22 protein-coding genes and 1 pseudogene are annotated in these 24589 nt (G+C 60.7%); 16 read left to right on the top strand and 7 right to left on the bottom strand.

Annotation, left to right across the window (positions count from 1 at the left end; genetic code table 11):
* From ACWR1S_RS28315 to madM, 12 genes and pseudogenes are all read left to right on the top strand, one after another.
* A partial coding sequence (locus ACWR1S_RS28315) for a response regulator (RefSeq protein ID WP_454565814.1) occupies positions 1–3036 on the top strand: 3036 nt, incomplete at its 5' end.
* Positions 3029–3499: a chemotaxis protein CheW gene (locus tag ACWR1S_RS28310; RefSeq protein WP_454565813.1), complete on the top strand. Its 471-nt coding sequence runs from the start codon at positions 3029–3031 to the stop codon at positions 3497–3499. The genes ACWR1S_RS28315 and ACWR1S_RS28310, both read left to right, overlap by 8 nt.
* A gap of 670 nt (positions 3500–4169) precedes the next feature.
* Positions 4170–4536: pseudogene (locus ACWR1S_RS28305) on the top strand (DUF6124 family protein).
* Between the two features lie 311 nt (positions 4537–4847).
* Positions 4848–6518 (top strand): malonate decarboxylase subunit alpha, encoded by a 1671-nt coding sequence (gene mdcA / locus ACWR1S_RS28300; protein WP_093429846.1) that lies wholly within the window; start codon positions 4848–4850, stop codon positions 6516–6518.
* Positions 6518–7390 carry a triphosphoribosyl-dephospho-CoA synthase gene (locus ACWR1S_RS28295; RefSeq protein ID WP_454565812.1) on the top strand — a complete coding sequence of 291 codons (873 nt, stop codon included), beginning with the start codon at positions 6518–6520 and terminating at the stop codon, positions 7388–7390. Before mdcA ends, ACWR1S_RS28295 begins: the two co-directional genes overlap by 1 nt.
* Complete coding sequence (locus ACWR1S_RS28290) at positions 7390–7689, top strand: malonate decarboxylase subunit delta (protein ID WP_007913697.1); 300 nt, start codon at positions 7390–7392, stop codon at positions 7687–7689. Before ACWR1S_RS28295 ends, ACWR1S_RS28290 begins: the two co-directional genes overlap by 1 nt.
* Positions 7682–8533, top strand: coding sequence for a biotin-independent malonate decarboxylase subunit beta (locus ACWR1S_RS28285; protein ID WP_454565811.1), 852 nt, complete (start codon positions 7682–7684; stop codon positions 8531–8533). The genes ACWR1S_RS28290 and ACWR1S_RS28285 overlap by 8 nt, the downstream gene beginning before the upstream one ends.
* On the top strand, positions 8530–9315 hold the full coding sequence (mdcE, locus tag ACWR1S_RS28280) for a biotin-independent malonate decarboxylase subunit gamma (RefSeq protein ID WP_454565810.1): 786 nt from the start codon (positions 8530–8532) through the stop codon (positions 9313–9315). The genes ACWR1S_RS28285 and mdcE overlap by 4 nt, the downstream gene beginning before the upstream one ends.
* Positions 9309–9929: a malonate decarboxylase holo-ACP synthase gene (locus ACWR1S_RS28275; protein WP_454565809.1), complete on the top strand. Its 621-nt coding sequence runs from the start codon at positions 9309–9311 to the stop codon at positions 9927–9929. Before mdcE ends, ACWR1S_RS28275 begins: the two co-directional genes overlap by 7 nt.
* Positions 9926–10846 (top strand): malonate decarboxylase subunit epsilon, encoded by a 921-nt coding sequence (gene mdcH, locus ACWR1S_RS28270; RefSeq protein WP_454565808.1) that lies wholly within the window; start codon positions 9926–9928, stop codon positions 10844–10846. Before ACWR1S_RS28275 ends, mdcH begins: the two co-directional genes overlap by 4 nt.
* 66 nt (positions 10847–10912) lie before the next feature.
* Positions 10913–11329, top strand: coding sequence for a malonate transporter subunit MadL (gene madL / locus ACWR1S_RS28265; protein WP_038358777.1), 417 nt, complete (start codon positions 10913–10915; stop codon positions 11327–11329).
* A gap of 1 nt (position 11330) precedes the next feature.
* The gene (madM, locus tag ACWR1S_RS28260; RefSeq protein WP_322845124.1) at positions 11331–12095 is read left to right on the top strand and encodes a malonate transporter subunit MadM; all 765 of its coding nucleotides are present in this window, start codon (positions 11331–11333) and stop codon (positions 12093–12095) included.
* Between the two features lie 114 nt (positions 12096–12209).
* Here the strand turns inward: madM and ACWR1S_RS28255 are convergent, their stop codons facing one another.
* Entirely contained in the window at positions 12210–13130 is a 921-nt protein-coding gene (locus ACWR1S_RS28255; protein WP_454565807.1) for a LysR family transcriptional regulator, read from the bottom strand.
* Between the two features lie 141 nt (positions 13131–13271).
* Between ACWR1S_RS28255 and trhA the strand changes: the two genes are divergently transcribed.
* Entirely contained in the window at positions 13272–13889 is a 618-nt protein-coding gene (gene trhA / locus ACWR1S_RS28250) for a PAQR family membrane homeostasis protein TrhA (protein WP_007913708.1), read from the top strand.
* Positions 13890–14024: 135 nt separating this feature from the next.
* Here trhA and ACWR1S_RS28245 read toward each other — a convergent pair whose 3' ends face one another.
* Together ACWR1S_RS28245 and ACWR1S_RS28240 are read right to left on the bottom strand one after the other, a co-directional pair.
* A complete protein-coding gene (locus ACWR1S_RS28245) occupies positions 14025–14744 on the bottom strand; it encodes a 16S rRNA (uracil(1498)-N(3))-methyltransferase (protein WP_454565806.1) in 720 nt (239 codons plus the stop codon).
* A 137-nt stretch (positions 14745–14881) separates the two neighbouring features.
* On the bottom strand, positions 14882–16288 hold the full coding sequence (locus ACWR1S_RS28240) for an adenosylmethionine--8-amino-7-oxononanoate transaminase (protein ID WP_095112782.1): 1407 nt from the start codon (positions 16286–16288) through the stop codon (positions 14882–14884).
* Positions 16289–16511: 223 nt separating this feature from the next.
* Here ACWR1S_RS28240 and ACWR1S_RS28235 point away from each other — a divergent pair, with 223 nt between their 5' ends.
* From ACWR1S_RS28235 to ACWR1S_RS28225, 3 genes are all read left to right on the top strand, one after another.
* A complete protein-coding gene (locus ACWR1S_RS28235) occupies positions 16512–18281 on the top strand; it encodes a flavin monoamine oxidase family protein (protein WP_454565805.1) in 1770 nt (589 codons plus the stop codon).
* A 612-nt stretch (positions 18282–18893) separates the two neighbouring features.
* A complete protein-coding gene (locus tag ACWR1S_RS28230) occupies positions 18894–19445 on the top strand; it encodes a cytochrome b (RefSeq protein ID WP_454565804.1) in 552 nt (183 codons plus the stop codon).
* Between the two features lie 31 nt (positions 19446–19476).
* On the top strand, positions 19477–20052 hold the full coding sequence (locus ACWR1S_RS28225) for a YceI family protein (RefSeq protein WP_454565803.1): 576 nt from the start codon (positions 19477–19479) through the stop codon (positions 20050–20052).
* Between the two features lie 251 nt (positions 20053–20303).
* Here ACWR1S_RS28225 and ACWR1S_RS28220 read toward each other — a convergent pair whose 3' ends face one another.
* The 4 genes from ACWR1S_RS28220 to ACWR1S_RS28205 form a co-directional block, all read right to left on the bottom strand.
* On the bottom strand, positions 20304–22190 hold the full coding sequence (locus ACWR1S_RS28220; protein ID WP_454565802.1) for a DEAD/DEAH box helicase: 1887 nt from the start codon (positions 22188–22190) through the stop codon (positions 20304–20306).
* Between the two features lie 222 nt (positions 22191–22412).
* A complete protein-coding gene (locus tag ACWR1S_RS28215; RefSeq protein WP_454565801.1) occupies positions 22413–23225 on the bottom strand; it encodes a substrate-binding periplasmic protein in 813 nt (270 codons plus the stop codon).
* A 193-nt stretch (positions 23226–23418) separates the two neighbouring features.
* Positions 23419–24264: a methylenetetrahydrofolate reductase [NAD(P)H] gene (metF, locus tag ACWR1S_RS28210; RefSeq protein WP_038358758.1), complete on the bottom strand. Its 846-nt coding sequence runs from the start codon at positions 24262–24264 to the stop codon at positions 23419–23421.
* 156 nt (positions 24265–24420) lie between these two features.
* The coding region (locus tag ACWR1S_RS28205; RefSeq protein ID WP_454565815.1) for an adenosylhomocysteinase at positions 24421–24589 on the bottom strand (169 nt) is incomplete at its 5' end.

Here is a 24589-nt window from a genome sequence, read left to right as displayed (position 1 = left end):
GAAGGCGCGCACATGGCCGATCTGCTGCCGGTCGACGTGCTGTGTGAAGCCTTGCTCGACCTGTATGGCGCGGTCGAAGAAAGCAGTCTGGCGGTCAGCGAGCGGTTCTTTCACGAAGCGCAAAACGCCCATGAAGCGCTGATCAACATGCTCGACGAACTGGCCGCCGGGCAGGAAGTCACGCCACAACCGGCGCGGATTCGTGCCCTGCATGATCTGCTCGATGAGAGTCTTGATCCGTCGTCGATGGGCCTGATTCGCAGCGATGGCAGCCGTACTTTGAGCATCCGCGAACTGGGCAGCGCCACCGCTGAGCTACAGCAGAAGGCAGCCGCATCAGAACCCGATGACGAGATTGTCGAGATCTTCCTTGAAGAGGCCGTGGACATTCTCGACAGCTCAGGCCAAGCCCTGCAGCGCTGGCTCAGCGATCCGGACAACACAGCGCCGCTGTCCTCGTTGCAACGGGATCTGCACACCCTCAAGGGCGGCGCGCGGATGGCCGAAGTCGAGGCCATCGGCGATCTGGCCCAGGAGCTGGAAAGCCTTTACGAAGGTCTGGTTGATCGTCGCTATCACTACAGCGAAAGCCTGGGGCGCTTGCTGCTCAAGAGCCATGACCGCTTGGCGCTGTTGCTTGATCAACTGCAAAATCATCAGCGGCTGACCCCGGCGCAGGATCTGATCGAAGTCATCCGTCAGGTCCGCCAAGGCCAGAACGTTGCCGAAGCTTCGCCAGCAATAACCGATCACGACAGCGCCGGTCACGACCCGGAGCTGCTGGAAATCTTCCTCGAAGAAGGTTTCGACATCATCGAAAACTCCGGCGCCGCACTGCTGCGCTGGCAGGCCGAGCCTGGCAATCGTCAGGAAGTGGAAACCCTGCTGCGCGATCTGCACACCCTCAAGGGTGGCGCGCGGATGGTCGAGATCGGTCCGATCGGCGACCTCGCCCATGAGCTCGAATACCTTTACGAAAGTCTTTCCAGCGGCGCTTTGCAGCCGTCGGCGGAACTGTTTGCACTGGTGCAGCGCGGGCATGACCGCTTGGCGCAAATGCTCGATGGCGTGCGCGCCGGGCAACCGTGTCCGCCGGCGGATCGGTTGATCAATGCGATCCAGAATTTCAGTCATCCGGTAACGGTCGAAACACCTCCAGCGTTGCCGCTGCCCGCCAAGACCGAACCCGCACCGCCGCCTGCCGAGGCTGGCGCGGACATGGTCAAAGTCTCCGCCGAACTGCTTGATGAACTGGTCAATCTGGCCGGCGAAACCTCGATCTTCCGTGGCCGTATCGAACAGCAGGTCAACGACGCACAGATCGCCCTGAACGAGATGGAAACCACCATCGAACGCATGCGCGATCAGTTGCGCCGCCTCGACACCGAAACCCAGGGGCGGATTCTCAGCCGTCAGCAAGTCGACGCCGAACGCCTCGGTTACGAAGAATTCGATCCGCTGGAAATGGATCGCCATTCACAGTTGCAGCAACTGTCGCGGGCGCTGTTCGAATCGGCCTCCGATCTGCTCGACCTCAAGGAAACCCTCGACCGCCGCAATCACGACGCCGAGAACCTGTTGCAGCAACAGGGCCGCATCAACACCGAATTGCAGGAAGGCCTGATGCGCACGCGCATGGTGCCGTTCGAGCGCATGTTGCCGCGCTTGAAACGCATCGTCCGCCAGGTCGCCGAAGAGCTGAACAAAGACGTCGCGTTTGTCGTCGGCAATGCCGAAGGCGAGATGGATCGTAACGTGCTCGAACGCATGGCCGCGCCGCTGGAACACATGCTGCGCAACGCCGTCGACCACGGTCTGGAGTCCGCCGAAGTGCGGCTGGCAGCGGGTAAACCGGCGCAAGGGCAGATCAGCCTCGACCTGTCCCGCGAGGGCGGCGACATTGTTTTCGATATTCGCGATGACGGCGCCGGGGTGCCGCTGGAAGCCGTGCGGCGCAAGGCGATCAAGCGCGGCATGCTCGCGCCGGAGGCCGAGATCAGCGACCGCGACGTGTTGCAGTTCATCCTTCAGCCGGGGTTTTCCACAGCGGAAAAAATCACCCAGATTTCCGGACGTGGCGTCGGCATGGACGTGGTGCACGAAGAGGTGCGGCAACTGGGCGGCAGCATGAGCATCGACTCGGTGCCGGGGCAGGGCGTGCATTTTCGCATTCGGCTGCCGTTCACCGTGTCGGTCAACCGCGCGTTGATGGTGCAGTGTGGTGAGGATCAATACGCGATTCCGCTGAACACCATCGAAGGCATTGTTCGCGTGTTGCCGAATGATCTGGAAGCTCACTTGCGGGTTGATCCGCCACGCTATCAGTACGGCGGCCAGATCTATGAACTGTGCTATCTCGGTGAACTGCTGAAAACCGCGCCACGACCGAAACTGCTCGGCCAGAACCTGCCATTGCCGGTGTTGCTGGTGCATTACAACGACCGGCACATTGCGGTGCTGGTCGACACCATGGCCGGCACCCGCGAGATCGTGGTCAAAAGCCTCGGCGCGCAATTCGCGGCAGTGCAGGGCGTGTCCGGCGCGACGATTCTCGGCGATGGCCGGGTGGTGCTGATTCTCGATTTGCTCGCGCCGATCCGCGCGATGCAGGCGCGGGTTGCGCAGACACCGACGGTGCCGGAAATCGACAGCGAACCGCAAAAACCGCTGCTGGTGATGGTGGTCGACGACTCGGTCACCGTGCGCAAGGTCACCAGCCGTTTGCTCGAACGCCACGGCATGAACGTGCTGACCGCCAAGGACGGTGTCGATGCGATGCTGCTGCTCGAAGAACACATGCCCGATCTGATGCTGCTCGACATCGAAATGCCGCGCATGGACGGCTTCGAAGTCGCCACCCAGGTGCGCAACGACGAACGTCTGCAACACCTGCCGATCATCATGATCACCTCACGCACCGGCCAGAAACACCGCGACCGCGCGATGGCGATTGGCGTCAACGACTACCTCGGCAAGCCGTATCAAGAGTCGGTGCTGCTTGAAAGCATTGCCCACTGGAGCAAGAAACATGCATGAGCGCCGGCATAATCAGCGCAGCAGTCAGCTGACCGGGTTGCTGCTGCCGTTGGCGGATCGCAATTTGATCCTGCCTAACGTCGCTGTCGCTGAGTTGATTGATTACCAGGCCAGCGCCTTCGATCTGGATACGCCGCCGTGGTATCTCGGCAAGGTTACGTGGCGTGAGCGGCAGATTCCGTTGCTGAGTTTTGAATCGGCATGCGGGCAGAAAATCGTCATTGGCGAGCGCGCGCGGATCGTGATTTTGAATGCGCTGGGCGGGTTGCCGGAGTTGAAGTTCATCGCGCTGCTGGTGCAGGGGATTCCGCGGTCGTACAAGCTTGATAGCCAGTTGAGTTATGTCGATGTGCCGTTGTGTGCGCTGGAGCAGGCGGCGGTGCAGGTCGGGGAGCAGGTGGCGAAGGTGCCGGATTTATTGGGGTTGGAGAAGTTGTTGGTGGATTCTGGGCTGGTCCATTGATCCAGAGTCTTCAGTGTTGATCGTTCCCACGCTCCGCGTGGGAATGCAGCCCGGGACGCTCCGCGTCCCAAAAAGCCGAACGCAGAGCGTCCGTTGAGGCATTCCCACGCAGAGCGTGGGAACGATCATCCGCGGGCTGATCCAGCCTTTTCGGTACTGCGACTGGCCTCTTCGCGAGCAGGCTCGCTCCCACAATGGAAATCCAGTGATCCCGGATTTTGCAGACGACACAGAGCCCCTGTGGGAGCGAGCCTGCTCGCGAAAGCGCCAGTTGCAGCGCTGAATTCCGACAGACAAATCCTAAATCTCTGTGAGTAATAAACACCCTTTAGCTCAGTTGTTTAAAGACACCCGGTGTTACGCCTCCCTAGCCTACAAATCCTTGCGCCGCTGCCTACGCATGCACCAGAATCCGCCGGCTTGTGCGCCTTGGGCATGCTGCGTAACTTGATTCCGTCACTGATTCCCAGTGATCGGGTTTAGCAGCCTGTGGTTAATCTAAGGGTGCACATACATCATCGTCAGGCTCAGCGCCTGCATTCGATGGCGGCTGTGCGCAGGGCGCTTCGGCGCGCCGGCTTCCTTAGGTTCCCCGGTCTGCTAACCTGCGTTCAGCTGCCACCCCTTCTTTTAGCAGAGAAGCGGTCCAGCTTAATTTCGGAACCTGAAGATGATTAAACCTACGCCTAACCCCCCCGCTCACTGACCCGGCATCCCCCTACGAATCCCCCGATTCGAAGAAATTCCACGAAGCCGCCGAGCGCGCCCTCGACCATTACCTCGGCCCGACCAACGCCGACCTGATGGCCACGCCTTACACCCCCAACACGCTGTACATGGCCAACCCCAATGCCGACACCGAATCCCTGCTGGCTGACGCCAGCGAAACCCTTGGTTCGGCTACGGTGATGCTCAACAACCATGCGGCAATGGTGGAGGGTACGCACCGCAAGACTGTGCAAGGTATTGCGCAGGTGGTGATGGTGGCGGAGATGGCAGTCAACCGTTTGTTGGATCGGTTGGTGCCGACGGAGTGACTTAAAAGCTGACCCTCACCCCAGCCCTCCCGAAACGTCGGACCGCCCGTAGGGAGAGGGGGCCGACCGCGGGATGCTCACAAGTTACGCCGACCTGAAAGTACCGCTGTGAATCCATAATCGACTCGGTGGGGCAGGTCGACGTATGGCGCCAGACACCTCGGTCAGTCCCCTCTCCCTCCGGTAGAGGGCTAGGGTGAGGGCGCTCTTGATCGTTACCCTGAGCGTAATGATTCACCACCGCGCTTGATTGATGCCCCCACCCCACACGCCTACCTTAGCTCCACGACAGCGAACCCCGTGGAGTGAGCATGACAACAACAATTTCCCCCGACTCGCGCTGGACGCGGCGGCGCGATGAGAAGCAGCGCCGCCTCGACAAGGTGCGCGGGCTGGCCGACGGTGTGGTGTTGCCCACCGACAAGATCGTCGCCGCGCTCGAAGCGCTGATTCATCCCGGCGACCGCGTGGTGCTGGAGGGCAATAACCAGAAGCAGGCGGATTTCCTCTCCCGCTCGCTGGCCAAGGCCGACCCGGAAAAGCTCCACGACCTGCACATGATCATGCCCAGCGTCGGCCGCTCAGAGCACCTCGACCTGTTTGAACGCGGCATCGCCCGCAAGCTCGATTTCTCCTTCGCCGGCACCCAAAGCCTGCGCATCAGCCAATTGCTCGAAGACGGCTTGCTGGAAATCGGCGCGATCCACACCTACATCGAACTCTACGCCCGGTTGGTAGTGGATCTGATTCCCAACGTGGTGCTCTCGGCCGGGTTCATGGCCGACCGCGCCGGCAACATCTACACCGGCCCCAGCACCGAAGACACCCCGGCACTGATCGAACCTGCGGCGTTCAGCGACGGCATCGTCATCGTCCAGGTCAACCAATTGGTCGACGACGTCAGCGAGCTGCCCCGCGTAGATATTCCTGCGTCATGGGTCGATTTCGTCGTGGTGGCGGACAAACCGTTCTACATCGAACCGCTGTTCACCCGCGACCCACGCCACATCAAGCCTGTGCACGTGTTGATGGCGATGATGGCGATCCGTGGCATCTACGAAAAACACAACGTGCAGTCGCTCAACCACGGCATCGGTTTCAACACCGCCGCCATCGAATTGATCCTGCCGACCTACGGCGAGTCTCTTGGCTTGAAGGGCAAGATTTGCCGCAACTGGACGCTCAACCCGCACCCAACATTGATCCCGGCAATCGAGAGCGGTTGGGTCGAAAGCGTGCATTGCTTCGGCACCGAGCTGGGCATGGAAAACTACATCGCCGCGCGCCCCGACGTGTTCTTCACCGGTCGCGACGGTTCGCTGCGGTCCAACCGGATGTTCTGCCAACTCGCCGGGCAATACGCGGTGGATCTGTTTATCGGCGCGACGTTGCAGGTCGATGGCGATGGCCATTCCTCGACCGTAACCCGTGGTCGCCTCGCCGGGTTCGGCGGTGCGCCGAACATGGGCCACGATCCGCGCGGTCGGCGTCACGGCACCCCGGCGTGGCTCGATATGCGTCATGACGACTCGCAGCAACCGATGCTCGAACGCGGCAAAAAACTCGTGGTGCAAATGGTCGAGACCTTCCAGGAGGGCGGCAAACCGACCTTCGTCGAAACCCTCGATGCGGTGGAAGTGGCGAAGAAGAGCGGCATGCCGCTGGCGCCGATCATGATTTACGGCGACGACGTCACCCACCTGCTCACCGAAGAAGGCATCGCCTACCTGTACAAGGCGCGCTCGCTGGAAGAACGTCAGGCGATGATCGCCGCGGTCGCCGGCGTCACCGCCATCGGCCTGCGCCACAACCCGAAAGACACCGAACGCATGCGCCGCGAAGGCCTGATCGCCTTGCCCGAAGACCTCGGCATCCGCCGCACCGACGCCACCCGCGAATTGCTCGCGGCGAAAAGCGTGGCCGATCTGGTTGAGTGGTCCGGCGGCCTGTACAACCCGCCCGCCAAATTCAGGAGCTGGTAATGCACGCATTTAACTTGCAAGCGAAACCGCTTTCTCTGGCGGACCGATTGGCCGATCTGGCGGTAGACGCCCTGATCGACGAAGCCGATCTGTCGCCGAAACCGGCGCTGGTCGACCGTCGCGGCAATGGCGCGCACACCGATTTGCACCTGGGCCTGATGCACGCTTCGGCGCTGTCGTTGTGGCCGGCATTCAAGGAAATGGCGGAAGCGGCGGTTGCATTCGGCGAAGTCGATTCAACGTTGCGCGAAGCGATTGGCCGCATCGGTCGCGAAGGCGAGCAAGCGATGCTCACGACCACTAACGGCGTGAACACGCATCGCGGCGCCATTTGGGCGTTGGGATTGTTGGTGACGGCCGCTGCGCTGGAACCGCAATCCTCCAGCGCGAATGCCGTGACCCTACGCGCCGCACGTCTGGCCTTGCTGGACGATTGCCACGCACCCAAACCCCTAAGCCACGGCACCCAAGTCGCCCTGCGTTACGGCGCACGCGGCGCTCGTGAAGAAGCGCAACTTGGCTTCCCCTCGGTGCTGCAACGCGGCCTGCCACAACTCAAACGCAGTCGCGCCAACGGCCACGGCGAACAGAACGCCCGGCTCGACGCTTTGCTCGCGATCATGACCGACCTCGCTGACACCTGCGTGCTCTACCGCGCCGGTGAAGAGGGCCTGCATGCCATGCAGTCCGGCGCGCAAGCGGTGCTCGACGCCGGTGGCAGTGCCAGCCTCAGCGGTCGCCGTCGCCTGCACGAACTCGATCAACAACTCATCGCATTGAATGCCTCGCCCGGTGGCGCCGCCGACTTGCTCGCCGCTACGCTGCTGCTCGACCGTATCGAGCGCGACGGCATTTCTCAGGGAGCGTTTTGATGGAAACCCTATCGTTTGAATTCCCCGCCGGGCAGCCGCCACGCGGACGCGCGCTGGTCGGCTGTGTCGGCTCGGGTGATCTGGAAGTGCTGATCGAACCGGGCCTGGCCGGCAAACTGACGATCAATGTGCAGACCTCGGTCAACGGCGCGCAGTTGCGTTGGCAGCACCTGTTTGCGCGGATGTTCGACGGCACCACGCCGCCAGCCATGGCCATCGATATCCACGATTTCGGCGCGACGCCGGGGGTGGTGCGCTTGCGTCTGGAACAGGGTTTCGAGGAGATCGGCCATGACTGACAGCGCCGCGTTGCTCAACAAACACAGCTTCGTCGAACTCGGCGCGCGGCAACGGGCGAAGGCCTTGCTCGATGCCGGCAGCTTTCGCGAATTGCTCGACCCGTTTCAACGGGTGATGTCGCCGTGGCTCGAACGTCAGGGCGTGGTGCCGCAGGCCGATGACGGTGTAGTGATCGCCAAGGGTAGCCTCGACGGCTTGCCGGTAGTCATTGCCGCGATTGAAGGTGCATTTCAGGGCGGCAGCCTTGGCGAAGTCGGCGGGGCGAAGATCGCCGGCGCGCTGGAACTGGCGGCTGAAGACAACCGCAAAGGCATTCCGACCCGCGCGGTGTTGCTGCTGGAAACCGGTGGTGTGCGCTTGCAGGAAGCCAATCTCGGGCTGGCGGCGATTGCCGATATTCACGCAGCGATTGTCGATCTGCAGCAGTACCAACCGGTGGTTGGCGTGGTCGCCGGTAGCGTTGGTTGTTTTGGTGGTATGTCGATTGCTGCGGCGCTGTGCAGCTATTTGCTGGTCACTCAGGAAGCGCGCCTTGGTTTGAACGGCCCGCAGGTCATCGAACAGGAAGCGGGCATCGAAGAATATGACTCTCGCGACCGACCCTTCATTTGGAGCCTGACCGGTGGCGAGCAGCGTTTTGCCAGTGGTCTGGTGGATCGTTATGTCGCCGATGACGTGGCGAAGATTCGTCAGCAGGTTGGTGAATTACTGCAGCAGGGTTTGCCGAAGCAACCTCGCAGCCAGCGCGCCGACTGGTTCCTGCAACGTTTGAGCAGTCTGAACACTGACCCGCAAATCGAACCGTCGGTGGTTCGCGATCTGTATCAAGGAGAGCGCTCATGAGCGGTTATTCGCTGCGCGGTTTGAACTGGTTCAACGCCTTGAGCGGCGGGGCTGTGGTGGTTGAAGGGCTGCCGGCTTCGTTGAAGGTTGCTGATGGTGCGCTGGGGCGTTTTATCGCGGTGGTCGCTGACCCAGACAATCGTTTCCCGCGTGCTCGCAATGGCGAAGTCGGTTTGCTCGAAGGCTGGGGTTTGGCCAAGGCTGTGGATGACGCAATCACTACCGACCGCAATAAAGCGCAGAAGCGCCCGATCATCGCCATCGTCGATGTGCCGAGCCAGGCTTATGGTCGGCGCGAAGAAGCCCTCGGTATTCATCAGGCGCTGGCCGGTGCAGCGGGCAGTTATGCCCGTGCGCGGTTGGCCGGGCATCCAGTGATTGCATTACTGGTCGGCAAGGCAATGTCCGGGGCGTTTCTCGCTCATGGTTATCAGGCCAACCGTTTGATTGCGCTGCGCGATCCCGGCGTGATGGTGCATGCGATGGGCAAGGCGTCGGCGGCGCGGGTGACCTTGCGCAGTGTTGAAGAACTGGAAGCGCTGGCCGCCAGTGTGCCGCCGATGGCGTATGACATCGACAGCTATGCGAGCCTTGGCTTGCTCTGGGAAACCTTGTCAGTGCAGCAGATTGAACAGCCGACGGCGGAGGATCTATCGAGAGTGAACGAATGCCTCAAACAAGCCATCAGCGATGTGGTCAACACTGATCTGAGCAATCGTCTCGGCGCGAAGAATCGTGCCGCCTCCAGCAAAGTTCGCGAATTGCTGAGGGCGCAGTGGTGAACACGCCTCTGGCTCACGACCTGCTCTGGGGCATGACCTCGGCGCAGTTGCCGGCGGATGCTCCGTTGTGGGCCGTCGAGTCGCTCAGTGCCGGGCAACCGGTGGTGGTGCGGCGGGCGCTGAGCGAGGAAGGTTTGGTCGCGGTCGGCGTTCGCGGTGTGTTGCGCGAGCAGCGCTGGGCGGCATTTATGGCCGTCGATTCGATTGCCTGTCGGGTCAGTCCGGAGGCGCTGTGTCACGTCGACAGTGAGCGCGATTTGCCGGTCATGCACGCGCTCCAACAACTGCGGCCAATGCTCGACGATTGCGGTTGGGTCTGGGGTGTCAGCGGCAGTGTCGGGTTTGAATTGGCCAGCGGTTTTACCGCGATGCACGCGGCCAGTGATCTCGATCTGATTCTGCGTACGCCGCAACTGATCACCCGCAATCAGGCACGCAAACTGGTCGAGCTTTTCGATCAGGCTGTGTGCCGGGTCGACCTGCAATTGCAGACGCCGTTCGGTGCTGTGGCGTTGCGTGAATGGGCCAGCGGTTCGGCGCGTGTGCTGCTGAAAAACGCTCATCAGGCTTGCCTGGTGAACGATCCGTGGAATCCGCAGGAGCAGGCAGCGTGAGCAGTCTGTTGGTGTTTCCCGGCCAGGGTGCGCAGCAAGTGGGCATGCTTCAGCGCTTGCCTCGCGAAACCTTGGTCGAAGCCAGTGATGTGCTTGGCGAAGATGTTTTGCTGCTCGATTCCAGTGATGCGTTGCGCACGACAAGGGCAGTTCAACTCTGTTTGCTGATCGCCGGCGTCGCGGCTTCTCGGCAGTTATTGCAGGACGGACTCACGGCGGATTACGTCGCCGGCCTGTCCATCGGCGCTTACCCGGCAGCAGTGGTTGCCGGCGCCTTGAGCTTCAGCGATGCGTTGCATCTGGTCAGCCTGCGCGGTGAGTTGATGCAACAGGCTTATCCACAGGGCTACGGCATGACCGCGATCATCGGCCTGCAATTATCCACAGTCGAAACGCTGCTGGCGCAGGTGCACGGCGGAGATTCGCCGGTGTATCTGGCCAATATCAACGCCGACAACCAAGTGGTGATTGCCGGCAGTGACAAAGCCATGCAAGCGGTGGCCGAACTGGCGCGCAGTCGTGGCGCCGGTCTGGCGAAGCGCTTGGCGGTGAGTGTGCCGTCGCACTGCCCGCTGCTGGAAAAACCGGCGCAAACCCTTGCCGAAGCTTTCGCCAACGTTGAACTGAAAACCCCTCGGCTCGCCTACCTGAGCGGCAGCCGCGCACGTCCTGTGACCAAAGTAGAGGCGCTGCGCGACGACCTCGCCTTCAACATGTGCCGCGTGGTGGATTGGCGCGGCACCGTGCAAAGCGCCTACGAGCGCGGCGTGCGTTTACAGATCGAACTGCCGCCCGGCGCGGTGCTGACCGGGCTGGCGCGCCGGGTGTTCGAGCAGGGCACGGTCACTGCCTTCGACAGTGCTCGCCTCGACACCCTGCAAGCGCTGTTGCGTGAGGAGGGTAGCCGCCAACCCTAAACCGCCGCGACTCAAGCTTCGAACAACAAAAACAACATTCGACGATGCACTTTGAGGACTACAACAATGATTATTTACGGTGTGGCGCTGCTCGCGATCTGTACGCTGGCAGGGGTGATCATGGGTGACATGCTCGGCGTGTTGTTGGGCGTCAAATCCAATGTCGGCGGGGTCGGCATCGCCATGATCCTGCTGATCTGCGCGCGGTTGTGGATGCAGAAGCGCGGCGGCATGACCAAGGAATGCGAGATGGGCGTCGGCTTCTGGGGCGCGATGTACATTCCGGTGGTGGTGGCGATGGCCGCGCAGCAAAACGTCGTCACTGCGCTGCACGGCGGCCCGGTCGCGGTGTTGGCGGCGATTGGTTCGGTGGTGGTCTGTGGTTGCACGATTGCCTTGATTAGCCGCACGCATAAAGGCGAGCCATTGCCCGACGAACCGGCGGAAATTTCCCCGGTCGGCACCCCAGTAGGAGGCCGCTGATATGTGGGATCTCATCGAGAAAGGTCTGGAACACAACGGGCTGGTTACCGCATTCGCCTTCGTCGGCGTGATCATGTGGGTGTCGGTGGTGCTCTCCAAACGCCTGACGTTCGGGCGCATTCACGGCTCGGCGATTGCCATCGTTATTGGTCTGGTTTTGGCGTGGGTCGGCGGCACCATGACCGGCGGGCAGAAAGGCCTGGCGGATCTGACGTTGTTCTCCGGCATCGGCCTGATGGGCGGGGCGATGCTGCGTGACTTTGCGATTGTGGCCACGGCGTTTGAAGTGCAGGCGACCGAGGCGAAGAAGGCTGGGTTGATTGGTGTGATTGCGTTGTTGCTCGGTACGATCCTGCCGTTCATTGTTGGCGCGTGCATGGCTTGGGCGTTTGGATATCGTGACGCGGTGAGCATGACCACTATCGGTGCGGGCGCGGTGACTTACATCGTCGGACCGGTGACCGGTGCGGCGATTGGCGCGACGTCGGATGTGATGGCGCTGTCGATTGCCACCGGGTTGATCAAGGCGATTCTGGTGATGGTCGGCACGCCGGTCGCGGCGCGCTGGATGGGGTTGGATAACCCGCGTTCGGCGATGGTATTTGGTGGGTTGGCCGGGACTGTCAGCGGCGTGACCGCCGGATTGGCGGCGACGGATCGGCGGTTGGTGCCTTACGGGGCGTTGACGGCTACGTTCCATACCGGGCTGGGGTGCTTGCTGGGGCCATCACTGTTGTTCTTCATTGTTCGCGCGATTGTGGGCTGAGCCTCTAACTGATCGTTCCCACGCTCTGCGTGGGAATGCAGCCCGGGACGCTCTGCGTCCCAAAGCGGACGCGGAGCGTCCATTGAGGCATTCCCACGCGGAGCATGGGAACGATCATGAGGTGACCTGCCGATTCGCATACATCCGACACTCCGCCAGCAACGCCAACAAGTTCGGATCGCGCTCCTTGGCCTTCAAAAACACCACACCAATGTGCTGCTGCAACCGGTACTTCTCCTGCAACGGAATCAGCTTCACCCGATTCTCATACACCGCCGCAATCCGCCCGGGCAGCAACGCATAACCCACCCCCGAACTGACCATGCTCAACAGCGTGAAAATGTCATTCACCTGCATCGCCACCTTCGGCTCGAACCCCGCCTGCTTGAATACCCGGTTACCGTCCTGATGCGTGGCAAAGCCCTGGGTCAGCGTGATAAACGTTTCATCACGCACCTCGGCCAGATCCACTTCACTGCGCTGGGCAAACTTTGAATCCGCCGGAGTGGCGAGGAAGATGTCGTCGGAAAACAGCGCAATCTGCTCGCAATCCGGGTCGTTGATGCTGTCGTCCAGTGACACCAGAATCGCGTCGACTTCCATGTTTTTCAGCTTGTAGAGCAGGTCGATGTTCGAGCCGAGGATCAGGTCGATGTTGAGTTCGCTGCGGCGAATCTTCAGGCCCATGATCAGTTGCGGTACGGTTTTCACTGTCAGCGAGTACAGCGAGCCGAGTTTGAAGCGTTCGGCGGAGAACCCGGCGGCTTCGCGGGTCAGGCGCACGCTTTCGACGACGTCGTTGATCAGCTTCTGCGCGCGCTCCTCCAATACATAGGCACTTTCCAGCGGCGTCAGGTTGCGGCCTTCGTGCTTGAACAGTGGGCAGCGCAGGGCGCTTTCCAGCGAATGAATGGCGCGGTGCACGCTGACGTTGCTGGTCTGCAGCTCGGCAGCGGCACGGGCGAGGTTGCCGGTGCGCATGAAAGCGAGGAACACCTCGAGTTTTTTCAGGGTCAATTCTTCGTCGATCAGCATGGCGCGGACTCTTTTTGGTATCGGCCGATTGTGCCCAATTACCACGACGCGCGCAGGCTGATGTTGAACAGAAACATTGCGCTTTTACGCGCAAGGCCCGAGCCTTGCGCGCTGCGGTAACGAATGTGAGGTGAGCAATACATGTATCACGGAGAACGATTGAACGCCTGGACCCATCTGGTCGGGGCAGTGGCGGCTTTTGTCGGTGGCGTGTGGATGTTGGTGATTGCCTGTCTGGATGGCAGTCCGTGGAAGATTGTCAGTGTGGCGATTTACGCTTTCACTTTGCTGGTGCTCTACAGCGCCTCGACCGTGTACCACAGCGTGCGCGGACGCAAGAAAGCGATCATGAAGAAGGTTGATCACTTTTCGATCTACCTGCTGATTGCCGGCAGCTATACACCGTTCTGCCTGGTCACCCTGCGCGGGCCGTGGGGCTGGACGTTATTCGGGATTGTCTGGGGGCTGGCGTTGATCGGGATTCTGCAAGAGATCAAACCGCGTTCGGAGGCGCGGATTCTGTCGATCGTGATTTACGCGGTGATGGGCTGGATTGTGTTAGTGGCGGTCAAGCCGCTGATTGCGGCGCTGGGCACCACCGGGTTTGCCTGGCTGGCATCGGGCGGGGTTTTGTACACAGTGGGGATTATCTTTTTTGCCCTTGATCACCGGTTGCGGCATGCGCACGGGATCTGGCATTTGTTCGTGATTGCCGGGAGTTTGCTGCACTTTGTCGCGATTCTGTTTTATGTCCTGTAGCCCGGCTGACTGATCGTTCCCACGCTCTGCGTGGTAACGCCTCCTGTGACGCTCTGCGTCACGCTGTTTGGGACGCGGAGCGTCCCGGCTGCATTCCCACGCAGAGCGTGGGAACGATCAGTCCGGCAAAAAGGTTTAGAAATCACCCCAAAGCTGTTGGGCCACCGCCAGAGCAACCACTGGCGCCGTCTCGGTGCGCAACACTCGCGGGCCGAGGCGGGCGGCGTGGAAGCCGTTACCCTTGGCTTGCTCGACTTCGGCATCCGTCAACCCGCCTTCAGGCCCGATCAGAAACGCCAGCGTCGCCGGTTTGGCATGACTCACCAACGGCTCGGCCACCGGGTGCAGCACCAGTTTCAGCTCGGCTTCGCTCTGTTTGATCCAGTCGGCCAATAACACCGGCGGGTGAATCATCGGCACTCGCGAACGACCACATTGTTCACACGCACTGATCGCCACCTGACGCCAGTGCAGCAGGCGTTTGTCGGCGCGTTCGTCCTTGAGGCGGACTTCGCAGCGGTCGCTGAAGATCGGCGTAATTTCATTCACGCCCAGCTCGGTGGCTTTCTGAATTGCCCAATCCATCCGCTCGCCACGGGACAGCCCTTGGCCGAGGTGGATGTGCAGCGGCGATTCGACCTGACCGGCGAATTGCTCGTCGATCTGCACGGTCACGCGCTTCTTGCCGACTTCTAAAAGCGATCCGCGAAACTCATGGCCGGAACCGTCGAACAACTGCACCGCATCGCCCTCGGCCATGCGCAGCACGCGGCTGATGTAATGCGCCTGGGCCTCCGGCAATTCGTGTTCGCCGGTGCTCAGGGGGGCGTCGATAAAGAAGCGGGACAGTCTCATTTCGGGTCTCTGGAAAGATGTTAGATCGTTCCCACGCTCTGCGTGGGAATGCCTCAATGGACGCTCTGCGTCCGCTTTGGGACGCGGAGCGTCCCTGGCTGCATTCCCACGCGGAGCGTGGGAACGAGAAGTTACGGTTAGCCTGGATCGCGGAACCCCGGGTGGAAGTCTTTTGGCACCGCGACGCTGACGCTGTCACGGGTGGCAATGTCGATGCCTTCGCTGGCGACTTCGGCGAGGAAGTCGATCTGCTCCGGGGTGATCACGTACGGCGGCAGGAAATACACCACGCTGCCGAGCGGGCGCAGCAGCGCGCCACGCTCCAGCGCATGCTGGAACACTTTCAAGCCACGACGCTCCTGCCAAGGGTAGGCCTCTTTGGTGGCTTTATCCTTGACCATCTCGATCGCCAGGACCATGCCGGTCTGGCGCACTTCGGAGACGTTCGGGTGATCGACCAGATGCGCCGTCGCCGAGGCCATGCGCTGGGCCAGCGCCTTGTTGTTCTCGATGACGTTGTCCTGCTCGAAGATATCCAGCGTCGCCAGTGCCGCCGCGCACGCCAGCGGGTTGCCGGTGTAGCTGTGCGAATGGAGGAAGGCGCGCAGGGTTGGATAGTCGTCGTAGAACGCGCTGTAGACCTCATCGGTGGTCAAGCACGCCGCCAGCGGCAGATAGCCGCCGGTCAGGGCTTTCGACAGGCAGAGGAAGTCAGGGCGGATGCCAGCCTGTTCGCAGGCAAACATTGTCCCGGTGCGACCGAAACCCACGGCAATTTCGTCGAGAATCAAATGCACGCCGTAGCGATCGCAGGATTCACGCAGCAGCTTGAGATACACCGGGTGATACATGCGCATGCCGCCGGCGCCCTGAATCAACGGCTCGACGATCACTGCCGCGACGCTGTCATGATTCTCTGCCAGGGTCTGTTCCATGGCGGCGAACATGTTGCGCGAATGCTCTTCCCAGCTCATGCCTTCGGGGCGCCCGTAGCAATCCGGGCTCGGCACTTTGATGGTGTCCATCAGCAGCGCTTTGTAGGTTTCGGTGAACAGCGGCACGTCGCCGACCGCCATCGCTGCCATGGTTTCGCCGTGGTAACTGTTGGTCAGGGTGACAAAGCGCTTCTTGTTCGGTTGGCCGCGATTGAGCCAATAGTGAAAGCTCATTTTCAGCGCGACTTCGATGCAGGACGAACCGTTATCGGCGTAGAACACCCGATTCAGCCCTTCCGGCGTCATCTTCACCAGACGCTCGGACAACTCGATCACCGGCTGATGGCTGAAACCGGCCAGAATCACGTGCTCGAGTTGATCGACCTGATCCTTGATGCGCTGGTTGATCCGCGGATTGGCGTGCCCGAACACGTTGACCCACCAGGAACTGACGGCGTCGAGGTAGCGTTTGCCTTCGAAGTCTTCGAGCCAGACGCCTTCACCGCGCTTGATCGGGATCAGCGGCAGCTGTTCGTGGTCTTTCATCTGGGTGCAGGGATGCCACAACACCGCGAGGTCGCGTTGCATCCACTGGTTATTCAGGCCCATTTACAGTCTCCTCGAGGCGGCTCGCGTCAGGCGCGGGCAAACAATCGCGCAAGCCTATGCAATGCGTCGCGCCGGGACAACCCATTGTGTCGATTGAGCTACTTTGTATGAGCCGATAGACGTCGCTGGCGGCGTTTTGATGGCTAACGTATTCTTCGCGGTTCTTTGGGTCGTCTGACCCGCAAAAGTGCTTTTTCCTACGTGTATTTCCGGAGTTCGCTGAATGTCTGTCGGTTGGCTGCGCGCCTGTGCGCTGGTGATGTTGGGGCTGTTCAGCGTTACAGCGCTGGCCAAGGATAAAACTGCAATCGTGATTGGCGGCGGCCTGTCGGGCCTGACCGCTGCTTACGAGCTGCAAAACAAAGGCTGGCAGGTCACGCTGCTGGAAGCCAAGCCGAGCATGGGCGGGCGCTCGGGCATGGCCACCAGTGAGTGGATCGGCAACGACAAGACGCAGCCAGTGCTGAACAAGTACGTGTCGACGTTCAAGCTGGGCACTACGCCGGCCCCGGAATTCGTGCGTACGCCGGGCTACCTGATCGACGGCGAATATTTCTCTGCCGCTGATCTGGCGACCAAGCAACCGGCCACCGCCGATGCTCTGAAGCGCTATCAGAAAACCCTCGACGATCTGGCGCGCTCGATTGACGACCCGCAGAACCCGGCGGCGACCAGCACGCTGCATGCGCTGGACCAGATCACCGTATCGAGCTGGCTCGACAAGCAGAACCTGCCGGCCACTGCGCGCCAGTTGATCAACCAGGACATCCGCACCCACTACGACGAACCTTCGCGTCTGTCGCTGCTGTATTTCGCCCAGCAGAACCGCGTCTATCGCGGCATCTCCGACCGTGACCTGCGTGCTTCGCGTCTGGTCGGCGGCAGCCAGGTGCTGGCCCAGGCGTTCGTCAAACAGATCAAAACGATCAAGACCAACTCGCCAGTGTCGGCGATCAATCAGGACAAGGACGGCGTGACCGTCAAGGTCGGCAGTGTTGGCTACCAGGCTGATTACGTCGTGTTGGCCGTGCCATTGCGTGCACTGAACAAAATTGCGCTGACGCCGGCACTGGATGCTCAGCATCTGGCAGCGATCAAAGGCACCAACTACGGTTGGCGCGACCAGATCATGCTGAAGTTCAAGACGCCGGTGTGGGAAAGCAAGGCGCGCATGTCTGGCGAGATCTACAGCAACACCGGTCTCGGCATGCTCTGGATCGAACCTGCCCTGAAGGGCGGCGCCAACGTTGTGATCAACCTGTCCGGCGACAATGCCCGCGTGATGCAGGCGTTTGGCGACAAGCAGATGGTCGATCAGGTGCTGATCCGTCTGCACGCGTTTTATCCACAGGCCCGTGGCTCGTTCACCGGTTATGAAATCCGTCGCTACAGCACCGACCCGTCGATGGGCGGCGCGTACCTGGCTTACGGCCCGGGCCAGATCAGCAAGTTCTGGCGCCTGTGGGAACGTCCGCTGCAACGCGTGACGTTCGCTGGCGAACACACCGACACCTTGTACCCGGGCACCCTAGAAGGCGCACTGCGCACCGGTCAACGGGCGGCCAGTCAGGTTGAAGATCTGGCGGCAGGCAAATCGTTCGAGCCAGCTAAAGTGGTTCCGGCTGCAGCAGCGGCAGGCGCGGCGGGTGCTGTGGCGGCGAAGAAGGGCAACTTCTTCAGCAACCTGTTCGGCGGTTCGGATGACGAGAAGAAGCCTGAGCCAGTGAAGGCGCCAGAGCCGGCTCCAGCGCCGGTCGCGCCAGCACCTGCGCCGACTCCGGCACCTGCGCCAGCTCCGGTGGAAGCACCGAAGCCTGCGGCACCGGTGAAGGCTGAGCCTGCGAAGAAAGCGGCAGCCAAGCCAACGGCGAAGAAGCCGGCTGCGAAAACCGAGGCGAAAAAGCCTGCGGCCAAACCGGCAGCGAAAAAGGCTGAACCGGCGAAGAAGCCAGCAGCCAAGCCGGCAGCCACGACTGAGACCAAGGCACAGTAAGCCTTTGCTTCAATAAAGAACGCGGCCTTCGGGTCGCGTTTTTTTTTCTGCATTTTTGTCCTTCGCCATCCGGTCACGGAGCTTACTTGTGTACCGGAGCCTTCCCACAAAGTACTCAGAGTGAGGTGATAGCGGATGCCCCGGCGCCAATTCTATGCTGGGAAAAATAGGAGGCACTTGATGAAAACGTTCACTCTCATGCTTTTGCTGATTGCACTTCCCGGTTGCTCCAACGGGAGTTTCTTTCCTGGTGGTTATAGTTCAGAGCTCGCGCATAAATGCCAGATAGATCCGTACAGCGCCGATTGCCTGCAACCGCCGGCGGTACTTCATAACTAATCAGCCATGAATAGAGGGCCGGTTACTTGAATAACTCTGTCCCGTTCGGCAGTTTCCCTCGGCCACCTTTGCTTGCGCTTGTGCAGGCGCCCGAGAGTTTCAGCAACGATCATTTGTCCAGACGTCCCACGCCGTAATCGCCTTTAATCTTTCCTTAACACGCCACTTCCAGACTCTTGATCGTATTTCTCGATATTTCAAAGCGAAATTTTCCGCTTTAATTCGATAGATAACTCGCTAGTCTTGGTTCGCAGTTCTCACAGGATTTGGGCAATGCAGCTACGTAACTCTTCTTCGCGCTATGGTTGGGTCAGCATCTTCATGCACTGGGGTGTGGCGCTGGTGGTCTTCGGGCTGTTCGCGTTGGGTCTGTGGATGGTTGGGCTGGATTACTACAGCAGCTGGCGCAAAGAAGCGCCGGATCTGCACAAGAGTATCGGCCTGGTGTTGCTGGCCGTGATGGTGTTGCGGGTGCTGTGGCGCTTTATCAGCCCACCGCCGCCGACGCTGCAAAGCTACAGCCGCATGACCCGGATCGGCGCTAAATTCGGCCACGGGTTTCTGTATCTGGCGCTGTTCGCTGTGATGCTTGCCGGTTACCTGATTTCCACCGCAGACGGTGTCGGGATCCCGGTGTTTGGCCTGTTTGAAGTTCCTGCACTGGTTTCCGGGCTACCGGATCAGGCAGACACCGCTGGGGTGATTCATCTCTGGCTGGCGTGGGCGCTGGTAATTTTTTCCGGTCTCCATGCGTTGGCAGCATTGAAGCACCACTTTATCGATCGTGATGTGACCCTGACGCGAATGCTCGGTCGCAAAGCCTGAAATTCAACCTCGACTCAAAGGAAAAGAAAGCATGTTGAAAAAGACTCTGGCCGCTCTGGCAATCGGTTCTGCACTGCTCTCGGCCCAGGCCATGGCAGCGGATTACAAAATCGACAAGGAAGGTCAGCACGCCTTCGTTGACTGGAAAATCAGCCACCTGGGTTACAGCTTCATTCACGGTACTTTCAAGGATTTCGACGGTACGTTCTCGTGGGATTCGGCCAAGCCTGAAGCCAGCAAGATCGCTGTCGATGTGAAAACCGCCAGCCTGTGGTCGAACCACGCTGAACGTGACAAGCACATCGCCAGCAAAGATTTCCTCGACGTGGGCAAGTTTGCTGATGCCAAGTTCGTCCCCACCGCCGTTAAATCGACCGGTGAAAAGACTGCTGATGTGACCGGCGACCTGACCCTGCACGGCGTGACCAAGCCAGTAACCTTCAAGGCTACGTTCAACGGCGAAGGCAAGGATCCATGGGGCGGCGAGCGTGCTGGCTTCAACGCCAAGACCACCCTGAACCTGAACGAATTCGGGATCAAGGGCCCAGGTCCGACCTCGCAAACTGCGGATCTGGACATCTCGCTGGAAGGCGTGAAAGTTAAGTAACTTTCCCCCGCCACATAAAAACGCCCCCGGTCGAAAGGCCGGGGGCGTTTTTTATTGCCCGCCACACACATCCCCTGTGGGAGCGAGCCTGCTCGCGAAGGCGGCGGGTCAGTCAGCAATGATGTTGGCTGAATGACTGCTTTCGCGAGCAGGCTCGCACAGTGGATATGCGGTAATTCAGGGGGATTTGTGGCGGCATAAAAAATGCCCCGGCTCTTTCGAGGCGGGGCATCTTTTAGGGCAGCGTCAAATCAGCGATTGCGGGTCAGCAGCGCTGGTTTTTCGCCACGCGGGCGGCTTGGCAGTTGATCGAGCTGCTCAGGCGTCGGGAAGCGGTCGGCTTTCGATTCCTTGTGCATGATCTTCGGGCCGTTGCTGCGCGGGTTCTGCACGGCTGGCTCGCTGCGTGGCTGATCGTCACGGGCTGGACGGCGGTTGCGCGACGACGAGGCGGATTCGTCGCGACGACCCGACTGACCATCACGCGGTGCGCCGTTGCGCGGGCCGCCGCTGCGTTTGGCTGGCGGGGTGCCGGTGCTCGAGCCGTTGCTGTTGCGCGGACCATTCTGACGACCCTGCGACTGACCGCCGCGTGGTGCGCCCGAACCTGCGCCAGCACCTTGAGCCGGTGCGCCTGGACGACGACCACGGCCGCCAGCAGGAGCCGGCTTCGGCACGTAGTCAACGCGGTTACCGAAGTTATCCACATCGTCGTCGAGGAACTCGTCAGGTGCGCGATCAGCAGCAGCACGTGGCGGCTGGCTCGGACGCTGCTCGCGGGCTGGGGTGCCTTCGCGCGGTTTCTGCTGACGGGCAGGGCGCTCGCCACGCTCACCGGCCGGTTTTTCCTTGCCCTTGTCTTTGCCCTTGTCTTTACGACCGCCGCCACCGCCGCCGCCATTCGGGCCGTCGCCGCGTGGGCCACGTGGGTTGCGCGGGTTACGCACGTCCGGACGCTCACGCACTTCCGGTTTCTCGGCTTCAATGGTGCTCGAATCGAAGCCCATCAGGTCGCCATCGGCGATTTTCTGCTTGGTCATGCGTTCGATGCTTTTCAGCAGTTTTTCTTCGTCCGGTGCGACCAGCGAAATCGCCTCGCCCGAACGACCGGCACGGCCAGTACGGCCGATACGGTGAACGTAATCTTCATCGACGTTCGGCAGTTCGAAGTTGACCACGTGTGGCAACTGATCGATGTCCAGACCACGTGCGGCGATGTCGGTCGCAACCAGGATGCGTACCTGGTTGGCCTTGAAGTCGGCCAGCGCTTTGGTGCGTGCGTTCTGGCTCTTGTTACCGTGGATCGCCACAGCCGGCAGGCCGTGCTTGTCCAGGTACTCGGCCAGACGGTTGGCGCCGTGCTTGGTGCGGGTGAAGACCAATACCTGTTCCCACGCGCCGGCGGTAATCAGGTGCGCCAGCAGCGCACGCTTGTGGCTGGCCGGCAGACGGAAGACGCGTTGTTCGATGCGCTCGACCGTGGTGTTCGGCGGCGTCACTTCGATGCGTTCCGGGTTGTGCAGCAGCTTGCCGGCGAGGTCGGTGATGTCCTTGGAGAAGGTTGCCGAGAACAGAAGGTTCTGACGCTTGGACGGCAGACGCGCGAGGACTTTCTTCACGTCGTGCACGAAACCCATGTCGAGCATGCGGTCGGCTTCGTCGAGGACGAGGATTTCCACGTGGGACAGATCAACGCTGCCCTGGCCGCAGAGGTCGAGCAAACGACCCGGGCAGGCAACGAGCACGTCGACACCACGGGACATGGCCTGAACCTGTGGGTTCATGCCGACGCCGCCAAAGATGCAGGCGCTGACGAATTTCAGGTCACGGGCGTAGATCTTGAAGCTCTCGTGGACCTGGGCCGCGAGTTCGCGGGTCGGGGTCAGGACCAGTACGCGCGGTTGGCGCGGGCCATGACGCTGGGATTTGTCCGGGTGACCGTTGGGGAACAACCGCTCCAGGATCGGAAGGGCGAAACCGCCGGTTTTACCGGTACCTGTCTGTGCCGCAACCATCAGGTCGCGACCTTGCAACACGGCGGGAATGGCCCGCTGTTGCACCGGAGTAGGCTCGGTATAGCCCGCATCTTCGATGGCGCGGACTAAAGCCTCGGAGAGACCGAGGGAAGCAAAGGACATGAGTAATCCTGTTTTAGTTAGGGCTTGGCCCAATGGGAGTCTTGCCTGGCGCGAATCACGTTTAAGAGGACGCAATCCCGTCCGGTCCTGCTGCGGTTCCGAAGGCACGTCTGGAGCGCTCGCGCGGGCTGCAAAGCTGCGCTGTAGCGGGTCGAGAGGCCTGTTACGGTTCCGGGCGTCCGGGCGTGAGCCTGGCGGGAACGCCGGAGTATAACAGAGCAATCACTGCGCGCTGCTTTCCTGCTGCTCAACGGTTTTGCTGTTGGCCGTGGCTGAATTCATTGAAGGGCTGCCGGCGGGCGCGGCGCCGTAGCGTGCGCTCAGCTCGGCGTAGGCCGGTTCGCGCTTGAATCGCTTGAGCTCGGCGCCAAACCGCTGCACCAGCAGATCCATGCCAGCATTGCGCCGAACCGCGAGAAACTGGCTCTGACGGCTAATAACGGTTGGGTTTTCAGTGATCTGATCGCGAATATTCAACTCATCGAGCAAATGCTGGCCAACGCGGCGATCAGTGATCAGCAAATCGATGCGACCGCGCACCAGTTTGCCGAAGTTGGCTTCATGGGTCGGTGCCGGTTCACGGTTAAACAGCGTCGACTCGCGAAAGTCAGGGCTATACAGATAGCCCGGCGACGTGCCGATGGTCAGGCCTTTGAGTTCTTCGAGTTTGCTGAACGGGTGCGGTCGATCGTTGGCGTAGAACATCACGAACTCGACGTCCGACAGCGGTTCTATCGGGTAAAGCAGGGTGGCGTCGCGCTCGTCACTGTGAAAAATATCCAGTGCACCGTCGGCCAGGCCGGTTTCCAGCATCGACAAACAGCGCTTCCACGGCAGGAATTGCCATTCGACTTCAATGCCCAGGCGTTTGAAGACAATGGCGGTAGTTTCGTAGTCCAGGCCGAGGTTCTTGCCGCCCTCTTCATACACGTAAGGCGCCCACGGTTCGGTGACAATACGCAGCTTCTCGCCTCGAGCGGCGAAGCTCAGGCAAGCAAAAACCAGCACGGCGAATAACTGCGTGATCAAAGGCATGGCTTGAGATTACGACGAGAAACGCGAAAGAGCCAGAAAGTGCCGGCACAAGCTCTGTTTCGGGCCTTTAAACGCAAAAAATCGCAGCCTTCGGCAGCTCTTACAGGGTGAACAAAATCCCAATGTAGGCGCTGCCGCAGGCTGCGATCTTTTGATCTGGCTTGTAGCTTTCAGCTTGAAGCTTGCAGCTGCTTCAACGCGGCAACTTCAGGTTATTCCAGATCGCCAGACTAGGCTCAGCCTGGTTCATGGAATAGAAGTGCAGCCCCGGCGCGCCGCCCTGCAACAGGCGTTCGCACATCTCGCTGACGACTTGCTCACCAAAGCGCTGAATGCTCTGAGTGTCGTCGCCGTAGGCTTCCAGTTGCTTGCGGATCCAGCGCGGAATTTCCGCACCGCAGGCGTCGGAGAAGCGCGCGAGTTTGCTGTAGTTGGTGATCGGCATGATGCCTGGCACGATCGGCAGATCCACACCCTGCGCCTGCAAACGGTCGACAAAATAGAAGTAGCTGTCGGCGTTGAAGAAGTACTGGGTGATCGCGCTGTCGGCGCCGGCACGGGCCTTGCGGATGAAATTGGCCAGATCGTCTTCGTAGTTGCGTGCTTGCGGATGCATCTCCGGGTAAGCGGCAACTTCGATGTGGAAATGATCACCGGTTTCTTCACGAATGAATTCAACCAGTTCATTGGCGTGACGCAGCTCACCGCTGGTCATGCCCATGCCGGACGGCAGGTCACCACGCAGGGCGACGATGCGCTTGATGCCGGCAGCCTTGTACTCGTTCAGCAGGCCGCGCAGGTCGTCCTTGCTGTCGCCGACGCACGACAGGTGCGGTGCGGCCGGGATTTTGACTTCGCTTTCCAGTTGCAGAACGGTGTTGAGGGTGCGATCACGGGTCGAACCACCAGCGCCATAGGTGCAGGAAAAGAAATCGGGGTTGTAAGTGGCCAACTGACGGGCAGTGGCGAGCAGTTTTTCATGCCCAGCATCGGTCTTGGTCGGGAAGAACTCGAAGCTGTAGCGACGGTCTTGGGACATGGTCATACCCTTGGAAACAAGAACCTTCGAGGCGCTGCAATCCCATGTGGGAGCGAGCCTGCTCGCGAAAGCGCTGGGTCAGACAACACGGATGTTGAATGTAAAGACGCCTTCGCGAGCAGGTTCGCTCCCACAGGGAGAGCGAGCAAACGCCTGTTAGTAGCGGTAAGCGTGCGGCTTGAACGGGCCTTCGACGGTGACGCCGATGTAGTCAGCCTGTTGCTTGGTCAATTGAGTGACCACGCCACCGAAGCCGCGAACCATTTCCAGGGCCACTTCTTCGTCGAGTTTCTTCGGCAGTACTTCAACGGTCAGGCGCTCGGCT

This window comes from Pseudomonas sp. AIG (assembly GCF_977020205.1).
This window is presented reverse-complemented; position numbering and strand designations above follow the sequence as displayed.